We start from the raw sequence: 21,681 nt of genomic DNA, 5'->3' as shown, positions 1-21,681 counted from the left end.
AGTCCGGGCGGCTTGGTCGCTGTGTTGCGCCGGCCCCCATGCTGTGCCACCGATCGTGCCCTCACCCCGTGGGTGCGGACGGGCGCAGCCGGGCCGGGTGAGCGAAGTCCAAGTCCTTCATCCGGGCCACCTTGCCCCTGGCCCGCCACCAGAGGAACAACGGGGAGGTCACCGGCATCTTGCTCACCCGCAGCATAATTCTGCGCCGTGCGAGTTCGAAGCGGGTGGCCGGGACGAACAGGCTGCGCATCTGCATCCCGTTGCCCTGCAGGTAGCCGATGGAGGGGCGCAGCTGCTGCTCCCATCGCGTCAGCGCCTCGGTCACGCTGCCGCCGTGGCGGGCCAGCATGGTGCCCAGCAGGTCGGCCCCGGCCATCCCGGTCGAGGCGCCCATCCCCGCATACAGCGTCACGCACCAGGCCGCGTCACCGACGAGCACCACCCGGCCGCGATGCCAGCGGTCCATGCGCACCTGCTCGACCGAGTCGAACAGCACATCCTCGGCCGACTCCAGCGCGTCCAGCACCGCGCCCAAGGCCGGGCCTGCCGGCTCCGGGCCGAACACCTCGCGCACCCTCTCGACCTCAGGCCTGGCGAACTCCGCGTCCACATCGTCGGTGTGGTAATTCAGCAACACGGTCGGCGGACGGTCCTTGAACGGGAAGATCCACATCGACCGCCGGGATTCGGCCAGGATGACCGAATCGCTCTGGTCGTAACCCGGAAGCGCGCCGGCCATCTGGAAGGCGACCGCCATGTAGTTCATCCGGTGCAGGTAGTTCTCGTGCGGTCCGAACACCAGCCCCCGCACCGTGGAGCGCAGCCCGTCCGCGCCGACCACCAGATCGAAGCGCTCGGTGACCGAGGTCCCGCCGGCGGTGTCGGCCAGCGTGACGTTCACCCCGTCGGCGTCCTGCTCGATCCGGGTCGGCACGGTGGCGTACCGGATCTCGACATCGGACGGCAGCGCGGCGAAACCGGCTGCTTCCACGTCTCCTCGCGTCATCATCCACGGCCGGCCGGGAAAGTTCTTGAAACCCAGCCCGGGCCGGCGCCTGCCGACCCGGTCGATGTCGTAGGCGGCGCCGTCCGCACCGCGATCGGTGAGCCTGTCCAGGATACCCAAGCGCTGGGCGGCGGCCCGGCCCGCGCCGAACAGCGCGATGAAGTACCCGCCGGAGCGCCGGCCGGCAGCCCGCTCGATGATGACCGGCCTCCAGCCGATCTGCCGCAGCCGCAGCGCCGCAGCGATCCCACTGATGCCCAGCCCGACCACCAGAGCCCGGCGGCCACTGTCGTTCGTCACGTCCATGAACGTCCTCCTTGCAGGGGGTGCGTGCCCGACCCGGATGTCGGCGTCAGCCGAGGAAGGACTCGGGACCGAAGCGGCCCCACGCCACGAAGGCGGCCAGGGCGAGATAGACCAGGTTCCCCGCGGCCGACATGACCTCACCACGGCGCAGGTGCGTGACCATCGCACCGACCATCAGCACCACCACGCCGACCGCCGCCACCGGCACCAGAACCGGCGCGATGCCGGTCACCGCGGGCAGGAGGAGTCCCACCGCCCCCAGGACCTCGATGGCCCCGAGGACCTTCAGGAACCCGGCGCTGAAGTCCGCGGTCCATCCCGCACCGCGCATGGCGGCCATCTTCTCCCGAGGCACGATCAGCTTGCCGACGCCACCGATGAGGAGGACAACGGCCAGCAGTCCGGCGCAGATCCACAGGGCGAGGTTCATGCGATCTCTTCCACTAAGAGTTGTTGGGGTGTCCGGCCCTGGGACCGGAGCGGCGATTCACTGTCGCCCCTCTCAGACAGAGCAGCTCGGCACCCTGTGACGGCAGCCAAGTGTGACGTGCGTCGCTTGTTCCAGGCGTGCGCCCGCCCACAGCGCGTCCAGCGGGGCCGGGGGCGGCCCGGCGGCGCGGGTACGGCCAGCTCGATGGCGGTACGGCGGGCCGCGGCGGCGTCGAGCCTGCGCGAGCTTCCCGCTCACGCGTTTCTGCCGTACGCGTACACATCAGGGTTCGCCGAATCCGTCACCTTCGCCGGGTCCGTTCCGTCAAGGAAAGGAACGACCCTGATCGAAGGATGATGTGACCGTGGACGCTGACGAGTTCCTGGCCGAACGATTCGCGGAACACCGCACCCACCTGAAGGCGGTGGCGTACCGGATGCTCGGCTCTCTCACCGAGGCCGACGACGCGGTGCAGGAGGCGTGGCTGCGGCTCAGCCGTACGGACTCCGGCGCGATCGGCAACCTGGGCGGCTGGCTCACCACGGTGGTCGGCCGGGTCTGCCTGGACATGCTGCGCGCACGCGCCGCGCGCCGCGAGACCCCACTGGAGCAGCGGCTGCCCGATCCGGTCGTCAGCCCCGAGGCCGGAGGCGACCCCGAGCAGGAGGCCCTGATCGCCGACGCCGTCGGCCTGGCGCTGCAGGTGGTGCTGGATTCGCTGGGCCCGGCGGAACGGCTGGCCTTCGTGCTGCACGACATGTTCGCGGTGCCGTTCGAGCAGATCGCCACGATCGTGGACCGCTCCCCCGACACGGCCAAGAAGCTGGCCAGCCGGGCCAGACAGCGCGTACGAGGGACGATCCCGTCGCCCGACCGCGACCCCGTACGCCAGCGCCGGGTCGTCGACGCCTTCCTGGCGGCCGCTCGCGGCGGTGACTTCGCCGCGCTGCTCGCCGTCCTGGATCCCGACGTGGTCCTGCGCATCGACGCGGGCGCGTTCGCCGAGGGCGGTTCGTGGACGATCAGCGGCGCCGCCGCGGTGGCCGGGCACGCCCCGAACTTCCAGCGGATCACGACCACCCGCACCGTGCAGCCCGTGCTGGTGAACGGGGCGGCCGGGCTGATCAGCAGCGAGGACGGCCGGCCGCGATCGGTCCTCGGCTTCACCGTCGCCGACGGCAGGATCGCCGCGATCGACATCCTCTCCGACCCCGAACGTGTCGCGCGGCTCGACCTGGCCCTGCCGCGGGACTGACCCGGTGTCCCTCGCGGAGGGGCCGCAGGGAGGGCGGAGCCGAGGGCCCTGCCGCCCCGGCCGGTTCTCCTGATGGCTCTGAGCTGGTCATTTCTCGGAAAGACGGCACCCGGCGCAAGGGTGCGAACCGGGACATCGCAGTAGCGTCGGCGGCATGAAGATCGACGTGGTGCTGCCCTGCCTCAACGAGGCGGCGGCCCTCCCGTGGGTGCTCGGGCGGATGCCGCACGGCTTCCACCCGATCGTGGTCGACAACGGCTCGGCCGACGGTTCGGCGAAGATCGCCGCCGAGCTCGGCGCGACGGTGGTGAGCGAGCCGCGGACGGGGTTCGGCGCCGCCTGCCACGCCGGGCTCGCCGCCGCCACCTCGGACGTCGTGTGCTTCATGGACGCCGACGCGTCGCTGGATCCCGAGCAGCTGCCCCGGGTGAGCGGGCCCGTCATGTCCGGCGACGCCGATCTCGTCCTCGGCCGCCGGGTCCGCCGGCCCGGCGCGTCGTGGCCGGCGCACGCCAGGCTGGGCAACGCCGTGCTGGCCAGGCGGTTGCGCCGCCGTACCGGTGCCCGGCTGCGCGACCTGGGGCCGATGCGCGCCTGCCGGCGCGTCGCGCTGCTCCGGCTGGGGATCGTCGACCGGCGCTTCGGCTACCCGCTGGAGATGGTCCTGCGCGCGGGGGCCGCGCGCTGGCGCATCGTCGAGGTCGATGTCGACTACCTGCCCCGCAACGGCCGGTCGAAGGTGACCGGCACCGTACGCGGCACCCTGCGGGCCATCGGCGACATGCGGCGGGTCATGACCCGCCAGGACGGAACCGCGTGAACCGGACGCAGATCGTCGTGATCGCCAAGGAGCCCGTGCCGGGGAAGGTCAAGACCCGGCTCGTCCCGCCGCTCACCCCCGAGGAGGCGGCCGCCGTGGCCGGAGCAGCGCTGGAGGACACGCTGCGCGCAGTCGCCCGGGTGCCCGCCGTACGCCGGGTGCTGGTCCTCGACGGCGCCCCCGGAGCGTGGCTGCCCTCCGGATTCACCGTGCTCCCGCAACGCGGCGGCGGCCTGGACGAGCGGCTGGCGGCGGCCTTCGAGGACGCGTACCGGCTGCTGCCCGTCCCCGTCGTGCTGATCGGCATGGACACCCCGCAGGTCACCCCGGACCTGCTGGCCGAGGCCGTGGCGCTGCTCGACGGCCGCGACGCGGTGTTCGGCCCCGCGAACGACGGCGGCTTCTGGCTGCTCGGGCTGCGCGACCCCGACCCCGCGCTGCTGCTCGGCGTGCCGATGTCGGAGCCGGACACCGGAGAGATCCAGCTGCGGCGGATGGAGGAGGCGGGGATGAGCGTCGCGTCGCTGCCGTGCCTGACCGACGTGGACACCATGGCGGACGCGATCGAGGTGGCGGCGCTGGCCCCGCGCTCCCGCTACGCCGCCGCGCTCGCCGGGACCGGGACGCGGCTGTGACCGGCGCGCGCGACCGGACGGTGGTGGTGACGGGCGCCGCCGGGTTCATCGGCGGTCATGTGGTGGCGGCGCTGGAGGCGTCCGGTCACGAGGTCGTGCCGCTCGACCTGCGCTCCGGCGGGGACGTACGCGACCCCGTACTGCTCGACCGGGTGCTGGCGGGCGCCGGCGCGGTCGTGCACCAGGCGGCCAGGGTCGGCCTCGGCGTGAACGTGGCCGACCTGCCCGGCTACGCCTCGACCAACGTGTACGGCACGGCGGTGCTGCTGGCCGCGATGGCCGCCCGCGGCGTCAGGCGGCTGGTGCTGGCCTCCTCCATGGTGGTCTACGGCGAGGGCGCCTACGACTGCGCGCGGCACGGCCGGGTGCGGCCCGGCCCGCGCTCGGCCGAGGACCTGGCTCGGGGGTCGTTCGAGCCGTGCTGCCCCCGCTGCGGCGACCAGGTGCGTTACTCCCCCATCGACGAGGACGCGCCGGTCGATCCGCGCAACGCCTACGCCACCACGAAGCTCGCGCAGGAACACCTCGCCGCCAACTGGGCGCGCGAGACCGGCGGCACCGCGGTCGCCCTCCGCTACCACAACGTCTACGGCCCCAGGATGCCGAGGGACACTCCTTACTCCGGGGTCGCGGCGATCTTCCGGTCGGCCCTGGAGGCCGGTCGTGCGCCCCGGGTGTTCGAGGACGGCGGGCAGACGCGCGACTTCGTCCACGTCCGCGACGTCGCCGGCGCCAACGTCGCCGCCCTCGCCGGTGGCCGGGCGGGATGCCTGGCGGCGTACAACATCGCGAGCGGGGAGCCGCACACCGTCGGCGAGCTGGCCAGGGAACTGGCGGCGCAGCGCGGCGGCCCCGAGCCGGTCACCACCGGGGAGTACCGGCTGGGCGACGTGCGCCACATCGTGGCCGCGCCGCACCGGGCCGCCGCGGAGCTCGGCTTCCGGGCGCGGGTGCGTTTCGCGGAGGGCATGAAGGAGTTCGCCACCGCACCCCTCGCCTGAGCCGGACCACCACCGACACCACACCACTCGCCGGAGCCGGACCGTCACGGCTTCCGCAGCCGCTCGCTGGAGCCGGGCCACCGGCGTCACCGCGGCGGCTCGCCCCGCCCAGGTGCACCGGCTGCGGTGCCGGGCCGGTGCAGGTGGCCAACCAGCGGCCGTCGGCGTACTCGACCTCGACGTACCGTCCGTTCACCCTGCGCATTCGCGCGCAGGAGAAAAGCGTTGGCACGCGTGTTCGCCCCGTCGCTAGCGTGTCGCCGTGACCTACGAGAACCCCCTGGCCTACGTGCTCGGCCTCGAAGGCATGGCGTTGATGCGCTCCTTCACCGGGGAGCACGACCGCGCGTTCGTCGAGGCGCGCATCGCCGAGATCCGGCGCCTGCTGGACGATCCGGCACTGGCCGATGCCGCCGTCGACGTCGTCCGCGTCGACACCGTCGAGGGCTACCGGATCTGGTCGCGGACGTACGACGATCCCAACTCGGCGTTCTCCTACGACGAGCCGATCATCGAGGAGATCGTCGGCACGTTGCCGGTGGGCCTCGCCCTGGACGCCGCGTGCGGCACGGGCAGGTTCGCCGCGGCCCTGGCCGGTCGCGGCCACCAGATCATCGGCGTCGACAGCTCGCCCGACATGCTCGCCCGCGCTCGCGAGCGGGTGCCGGAGGGCGACTTCCGGCTCGGCCGGGCACGCCCGTGGAGAGCGTCCCAGGACCCTCCGTCCCGCCCAGGACGGGACGGAGGACCGGACCGTCGCACGCCTACGGCAGGCCGTCGAGCCCGCCGGCGAGGGAGCGCAGGGCCACGGGCGGGGGGCGTTCGCAGGTGCTCGCGATGGTCACCGCCGTGCCGGAGCGCGCCGCGTCCAGCAGCGACTCCATGACGTCGAGCACGTGGAAGGCCAGCGATCCGCCCGCGCGCGGCTCCGCGCCGCCGGCCGCGTGCAGGCGGGTCGACGCGAGGTCCGCCAGTCCCACGCCGCGCCCGGCCTCGACGTAGCCGGCCGCCGCCGGCAGCTCCCGCCAGCCCTCCTCCCCCAGCACCGACGCAAGGACGGCGCCGTCGAAGTGGTTCGGGTCGGGTACGACGAGCGAGCCCTTCTCCCCGTGCACCTCGATGTTGGGCGACCTGGTCGCGACCCCGTCGAAGCTCATCACGAGCGTGGACAGCGCCCCTGACGCGTGCACGAGCACCCCGGTGACGTGGGTGTCGACGCTGACCGGAATCTCCTCGCCCTGGCGGGGGCCCGAGCCGATCGTGCGTTTGGCCCGGGTGCGCCCGGCGGCGCCGACGACGGTCACGACCGGCCCGAGCAGCGTCACCAGGCAGGTGACGTAGTAGGGGCCCATGTCGAGCAGCGGGCCGCCGCCGGGGGCGTAGTAAAAGTCGGGGTTGGGGTGCCAGCGCTCGTGGCCCGGCGTCATCATCGTCGCGGTGGCCGCGACGGGCCGCCCGATCAGGCCGTCGTCGATCGCCTTGCGCGCGGTCTGCGTGCCCGTCCCTAACACCGTGTCGGGCGCGCAGCCGACGCGCACCCCGGCCTCGCCGGCCGCCTGCAGCACCCGCGCGGCGTCGGCCACGTTCGCGGCCAGGGGCTTCTCGCAGTAGACGTCCTTGCCGGCGGCGATGGCCTGCAACGCGACCTCGGCGTGGGCTGCCGGGACGGTCAGGTTGAGCACGACGTCCACGCGCGGGTCGGCCATCAGCTCGGCCACGCTCAGCACGTCGGTGCCGGGGTAGGGCCGTACCGCCTCCCGCGCCCTGTCGAGGTCGAGGTCGGCCACCGCGACCAGCCGCACCTGCGGCAGCCGTTCGATGGTGCGGAAATACTGGGCGGAGATCGCGCCGCACCCGACGACGCCCACGTTCACCGGCTCGCCCACACCATGCCCCTTTCGATGACCGTGCGTACGCTGTCGTGCTGGAGCACGTCGACGCTGTGCCCCGGGGTCGCGACGAAGATCCGGCCGTTGCCCCACCGCCGGGTCCAGATGGCGGGCGAGGTCACCTCGCGGTGCCACGGGTCCCACGGGCGCACCCGCTGCGTGGTCGTGGCCAGCACGTCGACGTAGTCGTCGGTCAGCACCCAGTACTGCTCGGTGACGAGGTCGAAGTCGGCGATGCCCTCGGTGATGGGGTGGCCGGCCGCCTCGGGCGACATGTTCACGGTGTACGGGACGAAGTAGTGCTCCTGCGTGCCCGCGTCCTCCGCGTCCGGGCCCTTGCCCGGATGGCAGGCGAACTGCCCGCCGATGAGGTGCAGGTAGTCGGAGGAGTTACGGAAGGAGTCGGCGATGCCGCCGTGCCAGCCCGCCATCCCGGTGCCGGCGCGGATCGCGGCCTCCAGCCCCTGCAACTCGGCCCGCTCGATCGTGCCCATGGTGTAGCACTGCACGACGAGGTCGACGCCGGACATGAACGCGGGGTCCGCGTACGGTGCGGGAGAGTCCGCCTTGACCACCTCGAACCCCTGCTTCTCCAGGAAGGGCACGAAGAGGTCCGTGGCCTCGACGGGGGCGTGCCCCTCCCAGCCTCCCCGCACCACAAGGGCTTTCCTGCCGTTCTCACCTGTCATGCCATCACCCATCGTTCTGTGGTCAACGACTCCGATGGTCGCATCCCGCCCCGCGTTCCAGGAGGCCGGGCCGGTGAAAGGATCGTGACCTCAGCTGAGTGAAAGGCACATGAGATGGCTCCGAACATCGCTACCGCACGCCGCGTCGAGCTGCCCGAGCTGCTCGAGTTCCTCCGCCCCAGGCATCACGGCCTGCTGTCCACCACCCGCGCCGACGGGCGGCCGCAGCTCTCGCCGGTCTCCTGCGGCGTCGACGCGGGCGGCACGATCGTGGTCTCCACCTATCCCGACCGGGCCAAGGCGCGCAACGCCCGCCGTGACGAGCGGGCGTCGATCTGCGTGCTGTCCGACGACTGGAACGGCCCGTACGTCCAGGTGGACGGCCGCGCCGAGGTGCTCGACATGCCGGAAGCCCTGGAGGCGCTGGTCGAGTACTACCGGTGCATCGCCGGCGAGCATCCCGACTGGGACGAGTACCGGGCGGCCATGCGGCGCCAGGACAAGTCGCTGATCCGCCTGCACATCGAGCGCTGGGGGCCCATCGCGACCGGCGGGTTCCCCGCGCGCCTGGTGTCCGGGGACTGAGACCCGGACGTCCTGACGGTCGGGCGGCGGCGCCCGATCCCCTGCCCACGGCGCGCGAGGCCACGACCTGTCGTCGGAAATGTCCGCGTAGGTCCCTTGACATCCGCAATTGGGCGAGTTAGCGTCCTCGAAACCTGAAATTAACGTTCACGTGAACGTTCATCCTCCCAGGTAATTGTCGACGAGAAGGACGCCCCCTTGAGCGTGGACACCTCCCGTGTTCCGGCCGATGACCTCCGGCGCGCGCTGATCGCAGCAGACCCCAAACTCTCCAAGTTCAACCCGCTCCCCCGCATACTCGCCTTCGACGAGTTCACCACAGGAACGCACGGCTGGTGCGAACTCATCGGAAACCACGACGGCCACGGAAATCTCGACACGGTCGACGTGCACATGCGCGACTTCCGCCCGCCGCAGCTCAGCGCGTGCGATTTCTTCGACATCGGCACGCACGCCGCGATGAGCGGGAATTACGCGCTCAAGGTCGCCACCCGGCCGGTGACCGGCCACACCGCGGTGGCGATCCGCCGGCTGACCATGGCCAGGCGCGGGGTGGTGCAGTTCGAGACGTACTTCACCTACAAGAGCGAGGCGGCCACCGCCGAGTCCTCGCTCGGCAACAGCTTCGGCGACATCGAGTGGGACGGCAACCTGCACCCGTCCGAGGCTCAGTTCGGGGCGTTCACCGTGGCCACGGACCTGTGCGACGGCGAGGGCATCCGCTATCACTGCGTCGCCCGCTACCAGAACACCGACCTGGACCACAACTTCACCAGGCGCTGGATGTACCCCGTGGTGCCCGAGCCGACGCCCAGGGAGAACCTGCACAACCAGGAGAACCTGTCGCCCACCGAGGACTTCACCGCGCCGAACCCCGAGGACTGGCGCCCGCTCGACGAGGAGCCGCAGTTCCTCTGCTACAACGAGGTGCCGACCAAGGTCAACTGGCACTATCTGCGCTGGCAGTTCGACACCAGGACGCGGACGAACATCGAGTTGCAGGTCAATGACCGGATCATGGACATGCGCCAGGTCCCGGTGCCCGCCTATCCCGACAAGTACGACGGCCTCGAGAACCTGCTCAATTTCTACGTGAGCGTGCGCACCCATTCCCCGGTGCGCAACTTCCTTTTCCTTGATTCCGCACTGATTTCCGTGGATTGGTGAACACCGGCATGAGGCACGCTCTTACCGCCGTTCTTGAGCGCAACACCACTTTCACCGCAGATTTCGTGACCGAGCCGTACGAAGCCGGGTGGGCCGCGGAGGCGCGCTGGTTCGTACGGACCCTGGCCCTGGAGGGCGACACGCCCGCCCTGCGGCTGACCGCCCAGATCTCCCCCGACGGGCTGCACTGGTGCGACGACGACGGGAGCACCGAGCAGGTCGCCACGGAACCAGGGCTGGTGTCCATGCGGGTGCGCGAGTTCGGCCACTGGTTGCGCCTGCGGGCCACGCTGACCGGCGGCGACCCGAAGGCCAAGGTCCTGATCTACCTGGCACTCAAGAGCTGAGAGGAGTTCGACATGACGGCAACGGAGGGAGTGGGCAGGCGGCGGTTCCTGGCCCTCCTGGGAGCCGGGGCCGCCGGCGCCTCCCTCCCCGCCCTCGTCACCGGGTGCGCCCCCGGCGGCAAGGAGACGGGACCCGCCGCAGGAGGGAACCGGCCGCTCAGCGCCGCGTTCTACCAGGCGATCAACGACCTGGACCCGCACGGCCCGAGCGCCGTGGACGAGGCGTCGCTGCTGGCCAACCGGCAGATCTACGACACGCTCGTCGCCTGGGACGGCCAGAAGGCGGCGCCGAGCCTGGCCACGTCGTGGCGCCAGCCCGACGACACGACGTGGGAGTTCACCCTCCGCGACGGCGTCGTCTTCCACGACGGCGGCAAGCTGACCTCGGCCGACGTCAAGGCGTCGCTGGAGCGGCTGGCCGCCTCCGACGGCCCGCAGAAGCCGCTGTGGTCCACGGTGGACACGATCAAGGCCCCCGACCCGCGCACCATCACGATCACCACGAAGGAGCCCGCCGGCACCCTGCTGGTGAACCTGGCCCTCGCCTTCATCCTGCCCGCCGCCCAGATCGGCAAGGGCGACCTGTCGCGCAACGCGATCGGCAGCGGCCCCTTCGCCGTCGAGTCGTTCACGCCCTCGTCGCAGCTGGTGCTCAAGCCCGCGCCCGGCTACTGGGGCGGGGCGTCCAAACTGGCCGGCCTGCGCCTGCCGTACATCCCCGAGTCCTCCACGCGCATGACGTCGCTGCAGAACGGCGAGGTGGACGTCACCTGGATCATCCCGCCCGACGAGCTCGAACGGCTGCGCGGCGTCGACGGCGTGAAGATCGAGAGCAAGCCGGGCGTCAACTACTTCCTCACCTGGTTCAACTGCGGCAGGAAACCCTTCTCCGACCCGCGCGTGCGCCGCGCGCTGCTCCACGCGCTCGACGTCAAGACCATCGTCTCCAGCCTGTACGGCGACGCCGCCGCCGTCATGGACGCCCCGATCCCGTCCGCCGTCTTCGGTCACGCCCCCCAGAAGCCCTACGCGTACGACCCCGACCTGGCCAGGCGCGAGCTGGCCGAGGCCGGTCACGGCTCGGGGATCCGTACCTCGATGATGTGGTTCAAGGACACCGGGCCCCTCGCCACCGAGCTGGCCCAGTCGATCATCTCGGCCTGGGCCAAGGTCGGCGTGGTCGTCGAGCCGCAGCAGATCGAGAAGGCGGCCTGGCTCAAGCGGCTCACGGCGCTCGACTGGGACATCGAGCTCCAGGTCAACACCGTGACCACCGGAGACGCCGACTACACCCTCGGCCGGCTCTACACCAGCGAGGCCAACCGCATGGGCTATGCGAACAAGGAGCTCGACGGCATCCTCGCCAGGGCCAAGGCCACCTCCGACCAGGACGAGCGAAAGTCGCTGTACAGCCGGGCATGCGAGATCATCTGGCGTGACGCGGTCGGCGTCTTCCCCGCGGCGCTGGCCGCCACGTACGGGCTGCGCTCCTCCGTCGCGGGCTTCGTCCCCGCGGCCAACAGCCAGCCCGAGTTCCGCACGGTGTCGGCCACCGGGTGACCCGTGCGAGACCAGACCCCAGCCCGGGAGCGCCATGCGTGAGGCACGCCGTACGACACTGAAGGACATCGCCGAGAGCCTCGGCGTCTCCGTGAACACCGTCTCCAGAGCCCTCGCCGACAAGGACAGCGTCGGCCTGGAGACGCGCCAGCGGGTGAAGGCCGAGGCCGAGCGGCTGGGCTACGTGCCCAACTCCACGGCCAGGTCGCTGGTCCTCGGCTCCGCGAGCACGCTCGGCATGGTGATCACCAATCCGTCCAACCCGTTCTACGCCCAGCTCATCAGCGGGATGGAGCAGCACTGCCGGCGGCACGGCTACTCCTTACTGCTGATGGCGACGGAGGAGAGCCTGGCCAACGAGCGGCGCGCGGCCGAGGAGCTGCTGCGGCGCGGCGTGGACGGGGTGCTCGTGGTGACGGTGCAGGAGGGGGCCGAGCACTGGCGGCGCTTCCGCGCGGCCGGCGTCCCGCTGGTCCTGATCAACCGGGACGTGCCCGAGCTGAACGCCGACCTGGTGGGCGTCGACCACGTCAAGGGCGGCTACGAGGCCGCCAGGCACGCCGTCGCCCAGGGCGCCAGGAAGATCTACTTCCTGGAGGAGGATCTGGGCGTCTCGGCGGTCGACGACCGCGTCGAGGGTTACCGGCGGGCCATGGCCGACAGCGGCCTGCCCGTCGAACCCGACACCATGATCAGGGTGCCGACCCGGCGGCTGGAGCAGAGCGCGATGCCGTGGGACCCGAGCGAGGCGTACCGGCTGGCCAGGGAGGTCGTGCGGTCCGCGCAGCGCCCGATGGCGTTCGTGGCCGGCAACGACTATTTCGCGCTCGGCGTCTACCGGGTCGCCGACGAGGCCGGGCTGCGGATCCCCGACGACATCCTGGTCGTCGGCTACGGCGGCCACCCGTTCGCCCCCTACGTGATCCCCTCGCTCACCACCGTGGAGCTGCCCGCCGCGGACATCGCCGTGTCGGCCGTCGACCGCATGTTGCGGCGGCTCGGCGCGGCGGCGGGGACGCCGGAGCAGGTCCTGTTCCCGCCCCGGCTGGTCGTGCGGGCGTCGAGCGGCGGTGGTGGCACATGACCGCCTACCTCGGACGTCGGCTCGCCCAGGCGCTGCTCCAGATCTGGGGCGCGATCACGATCGTCTTCGTCGCCCTGCGCGTGCTGCCCGGCGACCCGGCCGAGCTGATCCTCGGCAGCCAGGCCACGCCCGAGGCGCTGGAGGAGCTGCGCGGCAGCCTCGGGCTCGACGAGCCCCTGCTCGTCCAGTACGCCGCCCACATGCGGGACGTCGTCGCCCTCGACTTCGGCCACTCCTGGCGGCAGAGCGTCAGTGCCCTGGACGCCTGCCTGGAGCGTCTCGGCTCGACCCTGTCCCTGTCGGCGTGGGCGATGGTGATCACCATCGTGCTGGGCTTCGCGGCCGGCACGTTCGCCGCCCGCCGCGCGAACACCTGGGCCGACCACCTGGTCTCGGTGTCGTCGCTGGTCGGCCAGGCGCTGCCGCCGTTCTGGATCGGCATCATGCTCTCGCTCATCTTCGCGCGCTGGTTGCAGATCCTGCCCAGCACGGCCGACGGCACCATGGTCAGCCTGCTGCTGCCCGCGTTCACGCTGGCGCTGCCGTTCGTGGGCTGGCTGGGCCGGCTCGTACGCACCGGGATCCTCGAGGAGATGAACCAGGACTACGTCCGCACGGCCCACGCCAAGGGCCTGAGCCCGCGGGTGGTCTTCTCCATCCACGTGCTGCGCAACACCCTGGTGCCGGTGGTGACCATGCTGGGCCTGCTCATGGGCTACTTCATCGCGAACGGCGTCATCGTCGAGGTGATCTTCGCCTGGCCCGGGATCGGGTCGCTGCTGATCGACTCGATCACCTTCCGCGACTACGCCGTGGTCGAGGCCGTCCTGACCGTGATCACGGTCTGCTACATCCTGCTCAACCTGCTGGTCGACGTGCTCTACGTGTATCTCGACCCCAGGATCCAGTTGGAGAACGCCTGATGACAGTGAACGTGCGAGGCGCGACGCTCGCCGGCCGGCTGGCCGGGCTGCCCCTGCGCGCGCACCTGGCGCTCGGGACCGTGCTGCTGTTCGTGCTGGCCGGACTGCTCGGGCCGCTGCTGGCGCCGTACGACGCGGCCCGCACCAGCCCGGTCGACCGGCTGCTGCCGCCGGGCACCCGGCTGTCCGACGGCGCGATGGCGTGGCTCGGCACCGACCAGGTCGGGCAGGACCTCCTGGCCGAGGTGCTGGCCGGGATGCGCACCTCGCTGACCGTGGCGCTGGTGACCGTGGCCGTCGGCGGAACGGTCGGGCTGCTGCTCGGCCTGCTCGCGGGCTACTTCGGCGGCTGGGCCGACGGGATCATCTCCAGGGTCGGCGACATCCAGCTCGCCTTCCCCAGCCTGCTGCTGGCCATCCTGCTGGCCGGGGTCCTGGGCCCCAGCATGGTGAACGTGATCATCGCCCTGGCGGTCACCCGATGGGTGATCTTCGCCAGGGTGGTGCGCGGCTCGGCGCTCGCCGTGCGCGACCGGGAGTTCGTGGACTCGGCGCGGGTGATGGGCGCCTCCCACGCGCGCATCCTCGCCGGCTACATCCTGCCGTCGTGCCTGCCTCCGCTGATGGTCGCGGCCACCGTGCAGGTCGGCCTGACCATGGTCGCCGAGGCGTCGCTGAGCTTCCTCGGCCTCGGCGTGCCCGCCGGGCAGGCGTCCTGGGGCTCGACGATCGCCGAGGGCCGCGACTACCTCGCCTCGGCCTGGTGGATCGCCGCCGTGCCGGGCGCCGCACTGGCGCTCGTCGTGGTCAGCATCGGCGTCCTCGGCGACCTGCTGCGCGACGCCTCCGACCCGATGACGGAGCTGTGACGATGAGTGAGAGGGCGAACGGATCCGCGGCACCGCTGCTGAAGGTCGAGGACCTGGCCGTGGAGTTCGACACGCCGGCGGGGCCGCTGCGGGCCGTGCGCGGGGTGTCCTTCGAGGTCGGCGAGTGCGAGACGCTCGCGATCGTCGGCGAGTCCGGCAGCGGCAAGAGCGTGACCGCGCAGGCGCTGATGGGGCTGGTGCCGCAGGCGGCGCGCATCGCGGGAGGGCGCGTCTCGATCGAGGGCCGCGACGTCGCCGGGCTGTCCGGCCGCGAGTGGCAGGCGCTGCGGGGCGAGCGCATCTCCATGATCTTCCAGGATCCGCTGAGCGCGCTGAACCCGTCGCTGACGGTGGGTTACCAGATCGCGGAGATGTTCCGCAGGCACCGCGGCACCGGCCGGGCGGAGGCCCGCCGCCGGGCGGCGGAGCTGATGGCGCAGGTGGGCATCCCCGATGCCGAGCGGCGGCTGGACGACCATCCGCACCGCTTCTCCGGCGGCATGCGGCAGCGGGTGATGATCGCGATGGCGCTGGCGCTCGACCCGCGGCTGCTCATCGCCGACGAGCCCACCACGGCGCTGGACGTGACCGTCCAGGCGCAGATCCTGCGGCTGCTCCGGCAGCGGCAGCGGGCCGAGCGGCTCGGCATGGTCCTCATCAGCCACGACCTCGGCGTGGTCGCGCGGGCGGCCGACCGGGTGGCCGTCATGTACGCGGGCCGCATCGTCGAGACCGGCACCGTGGCCGAGGTGTACGAGCGGCCCGCCCACCCGTACACGCTGGGCCTGATGCGGGCGGTGCCCGACCCCCGCGACCTCGGCGCCCCGCTGGAGGCGATCGAGGGCCGGCCGCCCGACCTGGCCGCGCGGCCCGCCGGCTGCGCCTTCCACCCGCGCTGCCCGTTCGCCAGGGACGTCTGCCGCACGGACGACCCCGCCCCGCGCGAGCTCCGCGCTGGGCGGGCCAGTGCCTGCCACTTCGCGGAGGAGGTGATCGCGCATGGCCGAAGCTGAACCCCTGCTGGAGCTGTCCGACCTGGTGACGAGCTACCGCCTGCGGCCGGGGATCGGCCGGCCCGGGGGCGAGGTGCGGGCCGTGGCCGGCGTGAGCCTGACCGTCGGCGCGGGCGAGACCGTCGGGCTGGTCGGCGAGTCCGGGTGCGGCAAGTCCACGATCGCGCGGACCATCGTCGGCCTGGTGCGCCCGTCCGGCGGCAGGGTCCTGTTCGACGGCCGCGACCTCGGCGCCCTGCCCGCCAAGGAGCTGCGCAGGCTGCGCCGCGACATCCAGCTCGTCTTCCAGGACCCGTACGCCTCGCTGAACCCGCGCATGACCGTCGACGCCCTCATCAAGGAGGCGTGGCGCATCCACCCCGGGCTGGTGCCGCGCGAGCGGTGGGACGACGAGGTGCGCGCCCTGCTGGAACGCGTCGGCCTGCGCCCCGAGCACGCCGGCCGCTACCCCCACCAGTTCTCGGGCGGGCAGCGCCAGCGCATCAGCATCGCCAGGGCACTGGCCGTGCGGCCCCGGCTGATCGTCTGCGACGAGGCCGTGTCCGCGCTCGACGTCTCGGTGCGGGCGCAGATCCTCAACCTGCTGCAGGAGCTGCAGCGCGACCTGGGCGTGTCGTACCTGTTCATCTCGCACGACCTGGGCGTCGTCCGGCACCTGTGTGACCGGGTGGCGGTGATGTACCTGGGCAAGATCGTCGAGACCGGTTCCAAGGAGGAGATCTACCGGAACCCGGCCCACCCGTACACGCAGGCCCTGCTGTCGGCAGCGCCCAGCCTGGACGACTGGCGGGCCGACGGCGAGCGCGACGAGATCGTCCTGACCGGAGATGTTCCCTCACCGTTGCGCCCGCCGACAGGCTGCCGTTTCCGTACGCGCTGCCGGCGGGCCCAGGATCGGTGCCGCGACGAGGAACCGGCGCTGGTCGAACGGGACACGGGTCACCCGGTCGCCTGCCACTTCCCCGGAGCGCTTCCGCCCCCCGCCACGACGGCGCCCGAGAGCGGCCGTCTCACGAAGGAGTGATCCATGCCAGGCACGTTCCTGCCCGCGCTCGCCGCAGGCGCCCTGATGGCCACCGCCGTGCTCGCGGGCGCGGCCCCGGCCGCCGCCTCCGCGAGCACCTGCGCGGACGCGCCCGCCACGCCGGTGACGACGGCGGCCGTCTTCAACGATCCGGTGAGCGGGGAAGGGGCGGCGCTCGTCCGAAAGCTCTGCGGCCTCGTCAAGCAGACGCCCGCGGGCGCCCGCATCCAGGTCGCCCACTTCGTCATGTCGGGCGCCGCGGGCGCCGAGTTCGCCGACGAGCTCGTCAAGGCGCACCAGCGCGACGTGGACGTGCAGGTCGTCCTGGACGGCGACAGGCGCGGCGCGGCCGTCGCGGAGAAGCTGGCGGCGGCGCTGGGCACGGACACCTCGGCGCGCTCCTGGCTGCACGTGTGCACCGGCCCGCCCTCCGGCGGCACCGCCGCCTGCATCGGCAACAAGGGCCAGCACAACAAGTTCTACCTGTTCTCGCGCACCGGCGACGCCTCCGCGGTGGTGGTGCAGTCGTCGGCCAACCTGACCAACCTCAACTCCACGACGTACTGGAACAACGCGGTCGTCCTGCCCGGCAACCGGCGCCTGTACGACGCCTACGCCGGCTACTTCGCCGACCTGGCCGCCGAGCGCAAGAACCTCGACTACTACCGGGTCGTCCAGACCGGCGGGCCCGGCGGCTCCGTACGGGCGCACTTCTTCCCCAAGGCGAGCGGCGACCCCATCGTCGACGAGCTCGGCAAGGTGTCCTGCCGGGGCGGGACGACGATCAGGGCCGGCATGTCGGAGTGGGACGCCTACCGAGTCGCGATCCCGCGGCGGCTGCGCGACCTGGCGGCCGAGGGCTGCACGGTGCGGATCGTCTACGGGATCATGGACGACGAGGTCAAGGAGCTGCTGCTGGCCGAGCCGCGCGTCGAGCTGCGCGCCCTCGGCGACGGGGGCGCGCTGCCCGGCCGCGTGCACTCGAAATACCTGCTCGTCGAGGGCTCGTACGACGGCGACCGCCACGCCCGCTGGGTGTTCACCGGCAGCCACAACTACAACGAGACCTCGCTGCGCCGCAACGACGAGGTGCTGCTGCGGCTGAACAACCGGAACGTCTACGGGCGGTACGTGGCGAACTTCGAGCGCATGCGCGAGGTGGCCGCACCGGCCACGCCCCAGCCATAACCGGCACGGCACGGACGGCACGGACGGCCTGGTCTAGCCGCTGCGGCCCTCCAGGGCCGTGATGGCGATCGTGCCGGACGTGCCGCGCAGGCCGAAGCCGTGGCGGAAGCCCTCGCGGGCCTGCGGGGTCGCGAGCGTGCCGCCGATCGAGGCGGTGCGCAGCCGCCGCCACTCGCCGGCCGCGCCACCCATCCCCGCCTCGCCGGGTGCGCGGCCCGTCGTGGCCGCGTCGGCCGTCCGCGCCGTCCGGGCGAAGGAGGTGATGGTGTCGCCGGACAACACCAGCGCGAACCTGTCGCCGGGCTCCAGGGCCAGCGCGGTGTCACCGGGCGTGTCGAGGAACCGGCCGCCGACCCGCACGTTGATGCCCGACTGCTTGCGGGTGTGGTTGTACCAGGCGGTCACGTAGTTGTCCCGGTCCTTGACCCAGCCGACGAACACGCTGTCCTCGGCGCTGCCGGTGCCGGCGAAGGTCCCGGCCGTCACCATGCTGATCGCGTCGGCCGACGACGGCCCCGCCGGTCCCGCGACCACGCCGAAGAACGGCCGGGTGCCGCTGCCGGTGAACCTGCCCCCGCCGACCGTGATCTGCGGCTCGGCCTCGCCGCCTTCCGGCCGGTGCACGGTGTAGCCCGCTGAGGTGTCGGTGGCGAACGTGTCCTCCACCTCGGCCTTCGCGTACGCGGCCGGGTCGAGCTCCCGCTCCACGTGCGCGTACGCGCTCACCGCCCGCGCCTGCCGGTCGTAGGTCGCGAAGGCGCGCACGGGGTGGACGTCGGGGCGCGGCCCCTGGCCGTCCGGCGGCGACACCCGCCAGCGCACCGTGAACTCGCCGCCCGGCCGCACCACGGAGGTCTCCGTCCTGCCGCGTGGCTCGGCGGACCAGCCGGGCGGCACGGCCAGCTCCACCTTCACCTTCGTGGCCGGCCTGCGGCCGTGGTTGGCGAACGTCGTGGTCACGGCGGCGGGCGTGCCCTGCCCGGTGACGGTCGCGTCGAGGCTGGTGTCGCCGGCGGCGGGCGACCACGCCTGCAGCTCGGTGACGCCGACGTACGCGCCGGGCTGCGGCACGAACACCAGCCGGATCGCGGTCGTCGTCAGCTCGGGGAACGTGACCCGGTTCAGCGCCGCGCCGGCGGGCCGCTCCGGCGTGCGCGCCTGGCCGGGCACCTCGCGCCACACCCCGCCGTCCAGGAACTCCAGCCGGTACGACGCCGGCGCCCGCACCTCGCCGCCGTCGTCGTAGGTGTGGAACCGCACGTCGCTCACCCGGGTCGGCACGCCGAAGTCGACGCCGAGATGGTCCTCGGCGTTCGGCGAGCGGTGGTTCGTCCACCGGCTGTGCGGGATGTCGTCGTAGAAGATCCGCCCGTCCACGGCGTCCCACACGCTGTCGATGGCGCCCGTGTAGGAGGCGAACGGCTTGGGGTGGCCGGTGCCGTGCGGGTTGGCGGCGTCGTTGCTCGGGCGCGTGGAGCGGCCGGGAGCCGGGGCCGGCACGCGGGCGGCCAGCTCGCCGAGCCCCGGCCGGGTGGCGGCGAGCCTGCCGTCCACGTAGAGGCGCAGGCCCTTGCCCTGGCCGTACCTCGTGCCGTCGCGGTCCCACAGGACCGTCACGTTGTGCCCGTGGTAGGGCACGTTCTCCAGCGCGAAGTGCGTCCACCCGGCGGGGGCCAGCGGGTTGACCACGACCTTGCCGCCCGCCTGCGGGCGCAGCCCGATCAGGCCGCTGATCACCAGGTCGTTGAAGGTGGAGTGGTTGTAGTGCTCGCTGTGGCCCTTGCCGTCGTAGATCCAGCGCGGCTCGTCGGGGTGGTGCGCCTCGGCGACGTACGGGCGGCCGTCCTTGTACTGGGTGAGCGCGTAGCCGCGCAGCAGGCGGTAGTAGTCGGCGGCGGTCACCACGTCCTGGTCGCGCTCGTTGAGCAGGTTGGCCAGCCCGGTCAGCGTGGTCGACGTCGAGTACGGCCAGCTCGGCCCGTTCCAGCGGCAGCAGCCGCTCAGCGCGTCCTTCATGAACAGCGGGCTGCGCCGCTCGGCCGTGGCCGGCCCGTACGGCGCGGCGAACCCCTGCGGGTCGAGCAGTTGCGCCCACGCCCGCTCGGTGCCGGGCCTGGCCATGCCGAACGCCCACGGCACGAACCCGATCTGCTCCCTGGTGGACACCAGCTTCTGCTCGGGGTCCAGGTCGGCGCGGGCCTTGTGGTAGAAGAACCGCCGCTCCTCGTCCCACAGGTGGCGGTGCAGGGCGTCGCGCAGCGCGTCGGCCCGCCGCCCGAACGTCTCGGCCAGCGCCCTGTCGCCGCGCATCTCGGCGATCGCCGCGATGGCCCTGGCGTCGCCGTACTGGTAGGCGTTCAGCGTCGGCCGGTAGCCCGCGCCGCCGTGGTAGGGGTCCTCGGGGTCGGTCTCGTAGGAGGAGGCGGTGTACTCCATCGCGTCCCACACCGGCACCGACCAGTAGAGGCCGAGCCGCTCGTCGTACTGGCCGCCCCACTTGTCGTACTGGCGGACCAGGTCGGGCAGCAGGTTCTCGACGAAGGACGCGTCGCCGGTCACGAGGTAGCGCTGGTAGGCGGCGTCGGCCGCCCACCACGCGTACTGGTGGGCCCAGTCGTCGGTGTCCTCGTTGACGAAGTCCTCCTTCGGCTTGGGCCCTGCGCCGGGGCCCCGCAGCCAGTAGGTGAGGTAGTCGTCGATCGGGCGGGGGTCGCGCAGCCAGCGGCCCTCGTACACGTGGTGGCCCGCGGCGGCGACGATGCCGCCGAGCGGCGCGGCGTAGCCGGGGGCGTTGTGGAACTCGGTGATGATGTGGCCGGTCGCGGAGTCGGTGTAGCGGACGTGCCGCTTGAAGGTGCTCCAGCGGTAGTAGTAGACGTCCTGGATCTCCTGGTCGGGCACGTCCAGGAAGGGGATGTTGGCTTCGTACCACTCCGGTTCGGCGAGGCCGGTCAGCAGCGCGCGGTGGTCGAGGAAGTCCGTGCCCCTGCCGACCTCCGGATACGTCGGCTGGGGCTCGGGGGCGGCGGCCGCCGGGGCGGGGATCAGGGCGTGCGGCGCGGCGAGCACCGCGAGCATCGCCAGCGCAGCGGCCGTGCGTCTCATGGTCACCTCGGGCGTTCTCGGGGGGTGACGGCGACCGGGCGGCACCCGGGCCCGCTCAGTTCCGGTCACCAGATCGACCGAACCTGACCGATATTGCTCAACTATTGACCACTCGCCGGCGATGCGCAAGATTCGCCCGCTTGCCGGAAAACCGCTTTCGCCGCGCGTGGCCGGCGGCCGGCCTGCCACGGACGGTACGCACGCCCCCGAGGAGCTTGAGAGATGCCCGTCCGGCGGGCCCGGTCACGCGCGGTCGGTGCAGATCGTGAGCGGCGGATCCGGGTAGACCAGGCAGATCGGGCGGGCCAGGTCGTTGCGCACGGGGTAGGCGGCGTCCTCGCCGCACAGCTCCTTGTCGGCGGTCCCGTCGACCCGCTTGACGATCTTGTACGTCGCCGACGGCCCGCACGCCACCTTGGTCGCCTTGCCGGTGGGGAAGCCGACCTCCTGATGGAAGCATTCGCCCACCTCGGCGTTCAGCGTCAGGCACAGATGCCAGCGGCCGCCCCTGACGTATCCGCTGCTCGCGTAGCCGTAGGCGGTGCTCCCGCACGACCGCTCGCCGCGCTTGAGCCGCGTGGCCACCCGGTACGCCGCCTCCGGCGCGGCACAGCCGACGATCCGGAAATCGGTGGTCTTCCTTCCCTCCCCGACCGCCTCCAGGCAGTCGCCCGGCTGCGCCCGCGACGGGTCGTTCTCCGCGGCGCACCCGGTGAGGACCGACGCGCCGATCACCGCCACTAACACGATCTTGCCCTTCACCACCGTCCCATCCTGGCAGCAAA

General features: G+C 72.3%; 20 protein-coding genes and 1 pseudogene. 15 read left to right on the top strand and 6 right to left on the bottom strand.

Going from position 1 to position 21,681, the window contains the following annotated elements; translation table 11 throughout:
* Positions 1-61 precede the first annotated feature (61 nt).
* Both ABGA98_RS34575 and ABGA98_RS34570 read right to left on the bottom strand, forming a co-directional pair.
* The gene (locus tag ABGA98_RS34575; RefSeq protein WP_347622631.1) at positions 62-1,312 is read right to left on the bottom strand and encodes an FAD-dependent monooxygenase; all 1,251 of its coding nucleotides are present in this window, start codon (positions 1,310-1,312) and stop codon (positions 62-64) included.
* A gap of 46 nt (positions 1,313-1,358) precedes the next feature.
* On the bottom strand, positions 1,359-1,742 hold the full coding sequence (locus ABGA98_RS34570) for a DoxX family protein (protein ID WP_347622630.1): 384 nt from the start codon (positions 1,740-1,742) through the stop codon (positions 1,359-1,361).
* Positions 1,743-2,106: 364 nt separating this feature from the next.
* On the opposite strand from ABGA98_RS34570, the gene ABGA98_RS34565 reads away from it, so the two are divergent.
* From ABGA98_RS34565 to ABGA98_RS34545, 5 genes and pseudogenes are all read left to right on the top strand, one after another.
* On the top strand, positions 2,107-2,997 hold the full coding sequence (locus ABGA98_RS34565) for a sigma-70 family RNA polymerase sigma factor (protein WP_347622629.1): 891 nt from the start codon (positions 2,107-2,109) through the stop codon (positions 2,995-2,997).
* A gap of 154 nt (positions 2,998-3,151) precedes the next feature.
* On the top strand, positions 3,152-3,817 hold the full coding sequence (locus ABGA98_RS34560; protein ID WP_347622628.1) for a glycosyltransferase family 2 protein: 666 nt from the start codon (positions 3,152-3,154) through the stop codon (positions 3,815-3,817).
* On the top strand, positions 3,814-4,452 hold the full coding sequence (locus ABGA98_RS34555; protein ID WP_347622627.1) for a TIGR04282 family arsenosugar biosynthesis glycosyltransferase: 639 nt from the start codon (positions 3,814-3,816) through the stop codon (positions 4,450-4,452). Before ABGA98_RS34560 ends, ABGA98_RS34555 begins: the two co-directional genes overlap by 4 nt.
* Positions 4,449-5,453 carry an NAD-dependent epimerase/dehydratase family protein gene (locus ABGA98_RS34550; RefSeq protein WP_347622626.1) on the top strand — a complete coding sequence of 335 codons (1,005 nt, stop codon included), beginning with the start codon at positions 4,449-4,451 and terminating at the stop codon, positions 5,451-5,453. The genes ABGA98_RS34555 and ABGA98_RS34550 overlap by 4 nt, the downstream gene beginning before the upstream one ends.
* A 307-nt stretch (positions 5,454-5,760) precedes the next feature.
* Positions 5,761-6,138, top strand: a pseudogene (locus ABGA98_RS34545) (methyltransferase domain-containing protein); the annotation flags it as partial.
* A gap of 79 nt (positions 6,139-6,217) precedes the next feature.
* Here the strand turns inward: ABGA98_RS34545 and ABGA98_RS34540 are convergent.
* Together ABGA98_RS34540 and ABGA98_RS34535 are read right to left on the bottom strand one after the other, a co-directional pair.
* Entirely contained in the window at positions 6,218-7,339 is a 1,122-nt protein-coding gene (locus tag ABGA98_RS34540) for a Gfo/Idh/MocA family oxidoreductase (protein ID WP_347622625.1), read from the bottom strand.
* On the bottom strand, positions 7,324-8,031 hold the full coding sequence (locus tag ABGA98_RS34535) for a ThuA domain-containing protein (RefSeq protein ID WP_347622624.1): 708 nt from the start codon (positions 8,029-8,031) through the stop codon (positions 7,324-7,326). The genes ABGA98_RS34540 and ABGA98_RS34535 overlap by 16 nt, the downstream gene beginning before the upstream one ends.
* 114 nt (positions 8,032-8,145) lie before the next feature.
* On the opposite strand from ABGA98_RS34535, the gene ABGA98_RS34530 reads away from it, so the two are divergent.
* The 10 genes from ABGA98_RS34530 to ABGA98_RS34485 all read left to right on the top strand — a co-directional run bounded on the left by ABGA98_RS34530 (position 8,146) and on the right by ABGA98_RS34485 (position 17,791).
* Positions 8,146-8,616 carry a PPOX class F420-dependent oxidoreductase gene (locus ABGA98_RS34530; RefSeq protein ID WP_347622623.1) on the top strand — a complete coding sequence of 157 codons (471 nt, stop codon included), beginning with the start codon at positions 8,146-8,148 and terminating at the stop codon, positions 8,614-8,616.
* Positions 8,617-8,820: 204 nt separating this feature from the next.
* Positions 8,821-9,783 (top strand): DUF6772 family protein, encoded by a 963-nt coding sequence (locus ABGA98_RS34525; RefSeq protein WP_347622647.1) that lies wholly within the window; start codon positions 8,821-8,823, stop codon positions 9,781-9,783.
* Positions 9,784-9,791: 8 nt separating this feature from the next.
* Positions 9,792-10,130: a hypothetical protein gene (locus ABGA98_RS34520; protein ID WP_347622622.1), complete on the top strand. Its 339-nt coding sequence runs from the start codon at positions 9,792-9,794 to the stop codon at positions 10,128-10,130.
* A gap of 12 nt (positions 10,131-10,142) precedes the next feature.
* Positions 10,143-11,690 carry an ABC transporter substrate-binding protein gene (locus ABGA98_RS34515; protein ID WP_347622621.1) on the top strand — a complete coding sequence of 516 codons (1,548 nt, stop codon included), beginning with the start codon at positions 10,143-10,145 and terminating at the stop codon, positions 11,688-11,690.
* A gap of 34 nt (positions 11,691-11,724) precedes the next feature.
* Positions 11,725-12,774: a LacI family DNA-binding transcriptional regulator gene (locus ABGA98_RS34510; RefSeq protein ID WP_347622620.1), complete on the top strand. Its 1,050-nt coding sequence runs from the start codon at positions 11,725-11,727 to the stop codon at positions 12,772-12,774.
* Positions 12,771-13,697 carry an ABC transporter permease gene (locus ABGA98_RS34505; RefSeq protein WP_347622619.1) on the top strand — a complete coding sequence of 309 codons (927 nt, stop codon included), beginning with the start codon at positions 12,771-12,773 and terminating at the stop codon, positions 13,695-13,697. The genes ABGA98_RS34510 and ABGA98_RS34505 overlap by 4 nt, the downstream gene beginning before the upstream one ends.
* Positions 13,697-14,566, top strand: a complete 870-nt coding sequence (locus ABGA98_RS34500; protein WP_347622618.1) for an ABC transporter permease — start codon at positions 13,697-13,699, stop codon at positions 14,564-14,566. The genes ABGA98_RS34505 and ABGA98_RS34500 overlap by 1 nt, the downstream gene beginning before the upstream one ends.
* 2 nt (positions 14,567-14,568) lie before the next feature.
* Complete coding sequence (locus ABGA98_RS34495; RefSeq protein WP_347622617.1) at positions 14,569-15,579, top strand: ABC transporter ATP-binding protein; 1,011 nt, start codon at positions 14,569-14,571, stop codon at positions 15,577-15,579.
* Entirely contained in the window at positions 15,566-16,603 is a 1,038-nt protein-coding gene (locus ABGA98_RS34490; protein ID WP_347622616.1) for a dipeptide ABC transporter ATP-binding protein, read from the top strand. Before ABGA98_RS34495 ends, ABGA98_RS34490 begins: the two co-directional genes overlap by 14 nt.
* 3 nt (positions 16,604-16,606) lie before the next feature.
* Positions 16,607-17,791, top strand: coding sequence for a phospholipase D-like domain-containing protein (locus ABGA98_RS34485; protein ID WP_347622615.1), 1,185 nt, complete (start codon positions 16,607-16,609; stop codon positions 17,789-17,791).
* A gap of 33 nt (positions 17,792-17,824) precedes the next feature.
* Here ABGA98_RS34485 and ABGA98_RS34480 read toward each other — a convergent pair whose 3' ends face one another.
* Both ABGA98_RS34480 and ABGA98_RS34475 read right to left on the bottom strand, forming a co-directional pair.
* Complete coding sequence (locus ABGA98_RS34480) at positions 17,825-20,896, bottom strand: NEW3 domain-containing protein (RefSeq protein ID WP_347622614.1); 3,072 nt, start codon at positions 20,894-20,896, stop codon at positions 17,825-17,827.
* 243 nt (positions 20,897-21,139) lie between these two features.
* Positions 21,140-21,661, bottom strand: coding sequence for a hypothetical protein (locus ABGA98_RS34475; protein ID WP_347622613.1), 522 nt, complete (start codon positions 21,659-21,661; stop codon positions 21,140-21,142).
* Positions 21,662-21,681 lie beyond the last annotated feature (20 nt).

The sequence above is a fragment of the Nonomuraea sp. B1E8 genome (assembly GCF_039871515.1).
GTDB lineage: Bacteria > Actinomycetota > Actinomycetes > Streptosporangiales > Streptosporangiaceae > Nonomuraea.
This window is presented reverse-complemented; position numbering and strand designations above follow the sequence as displayed.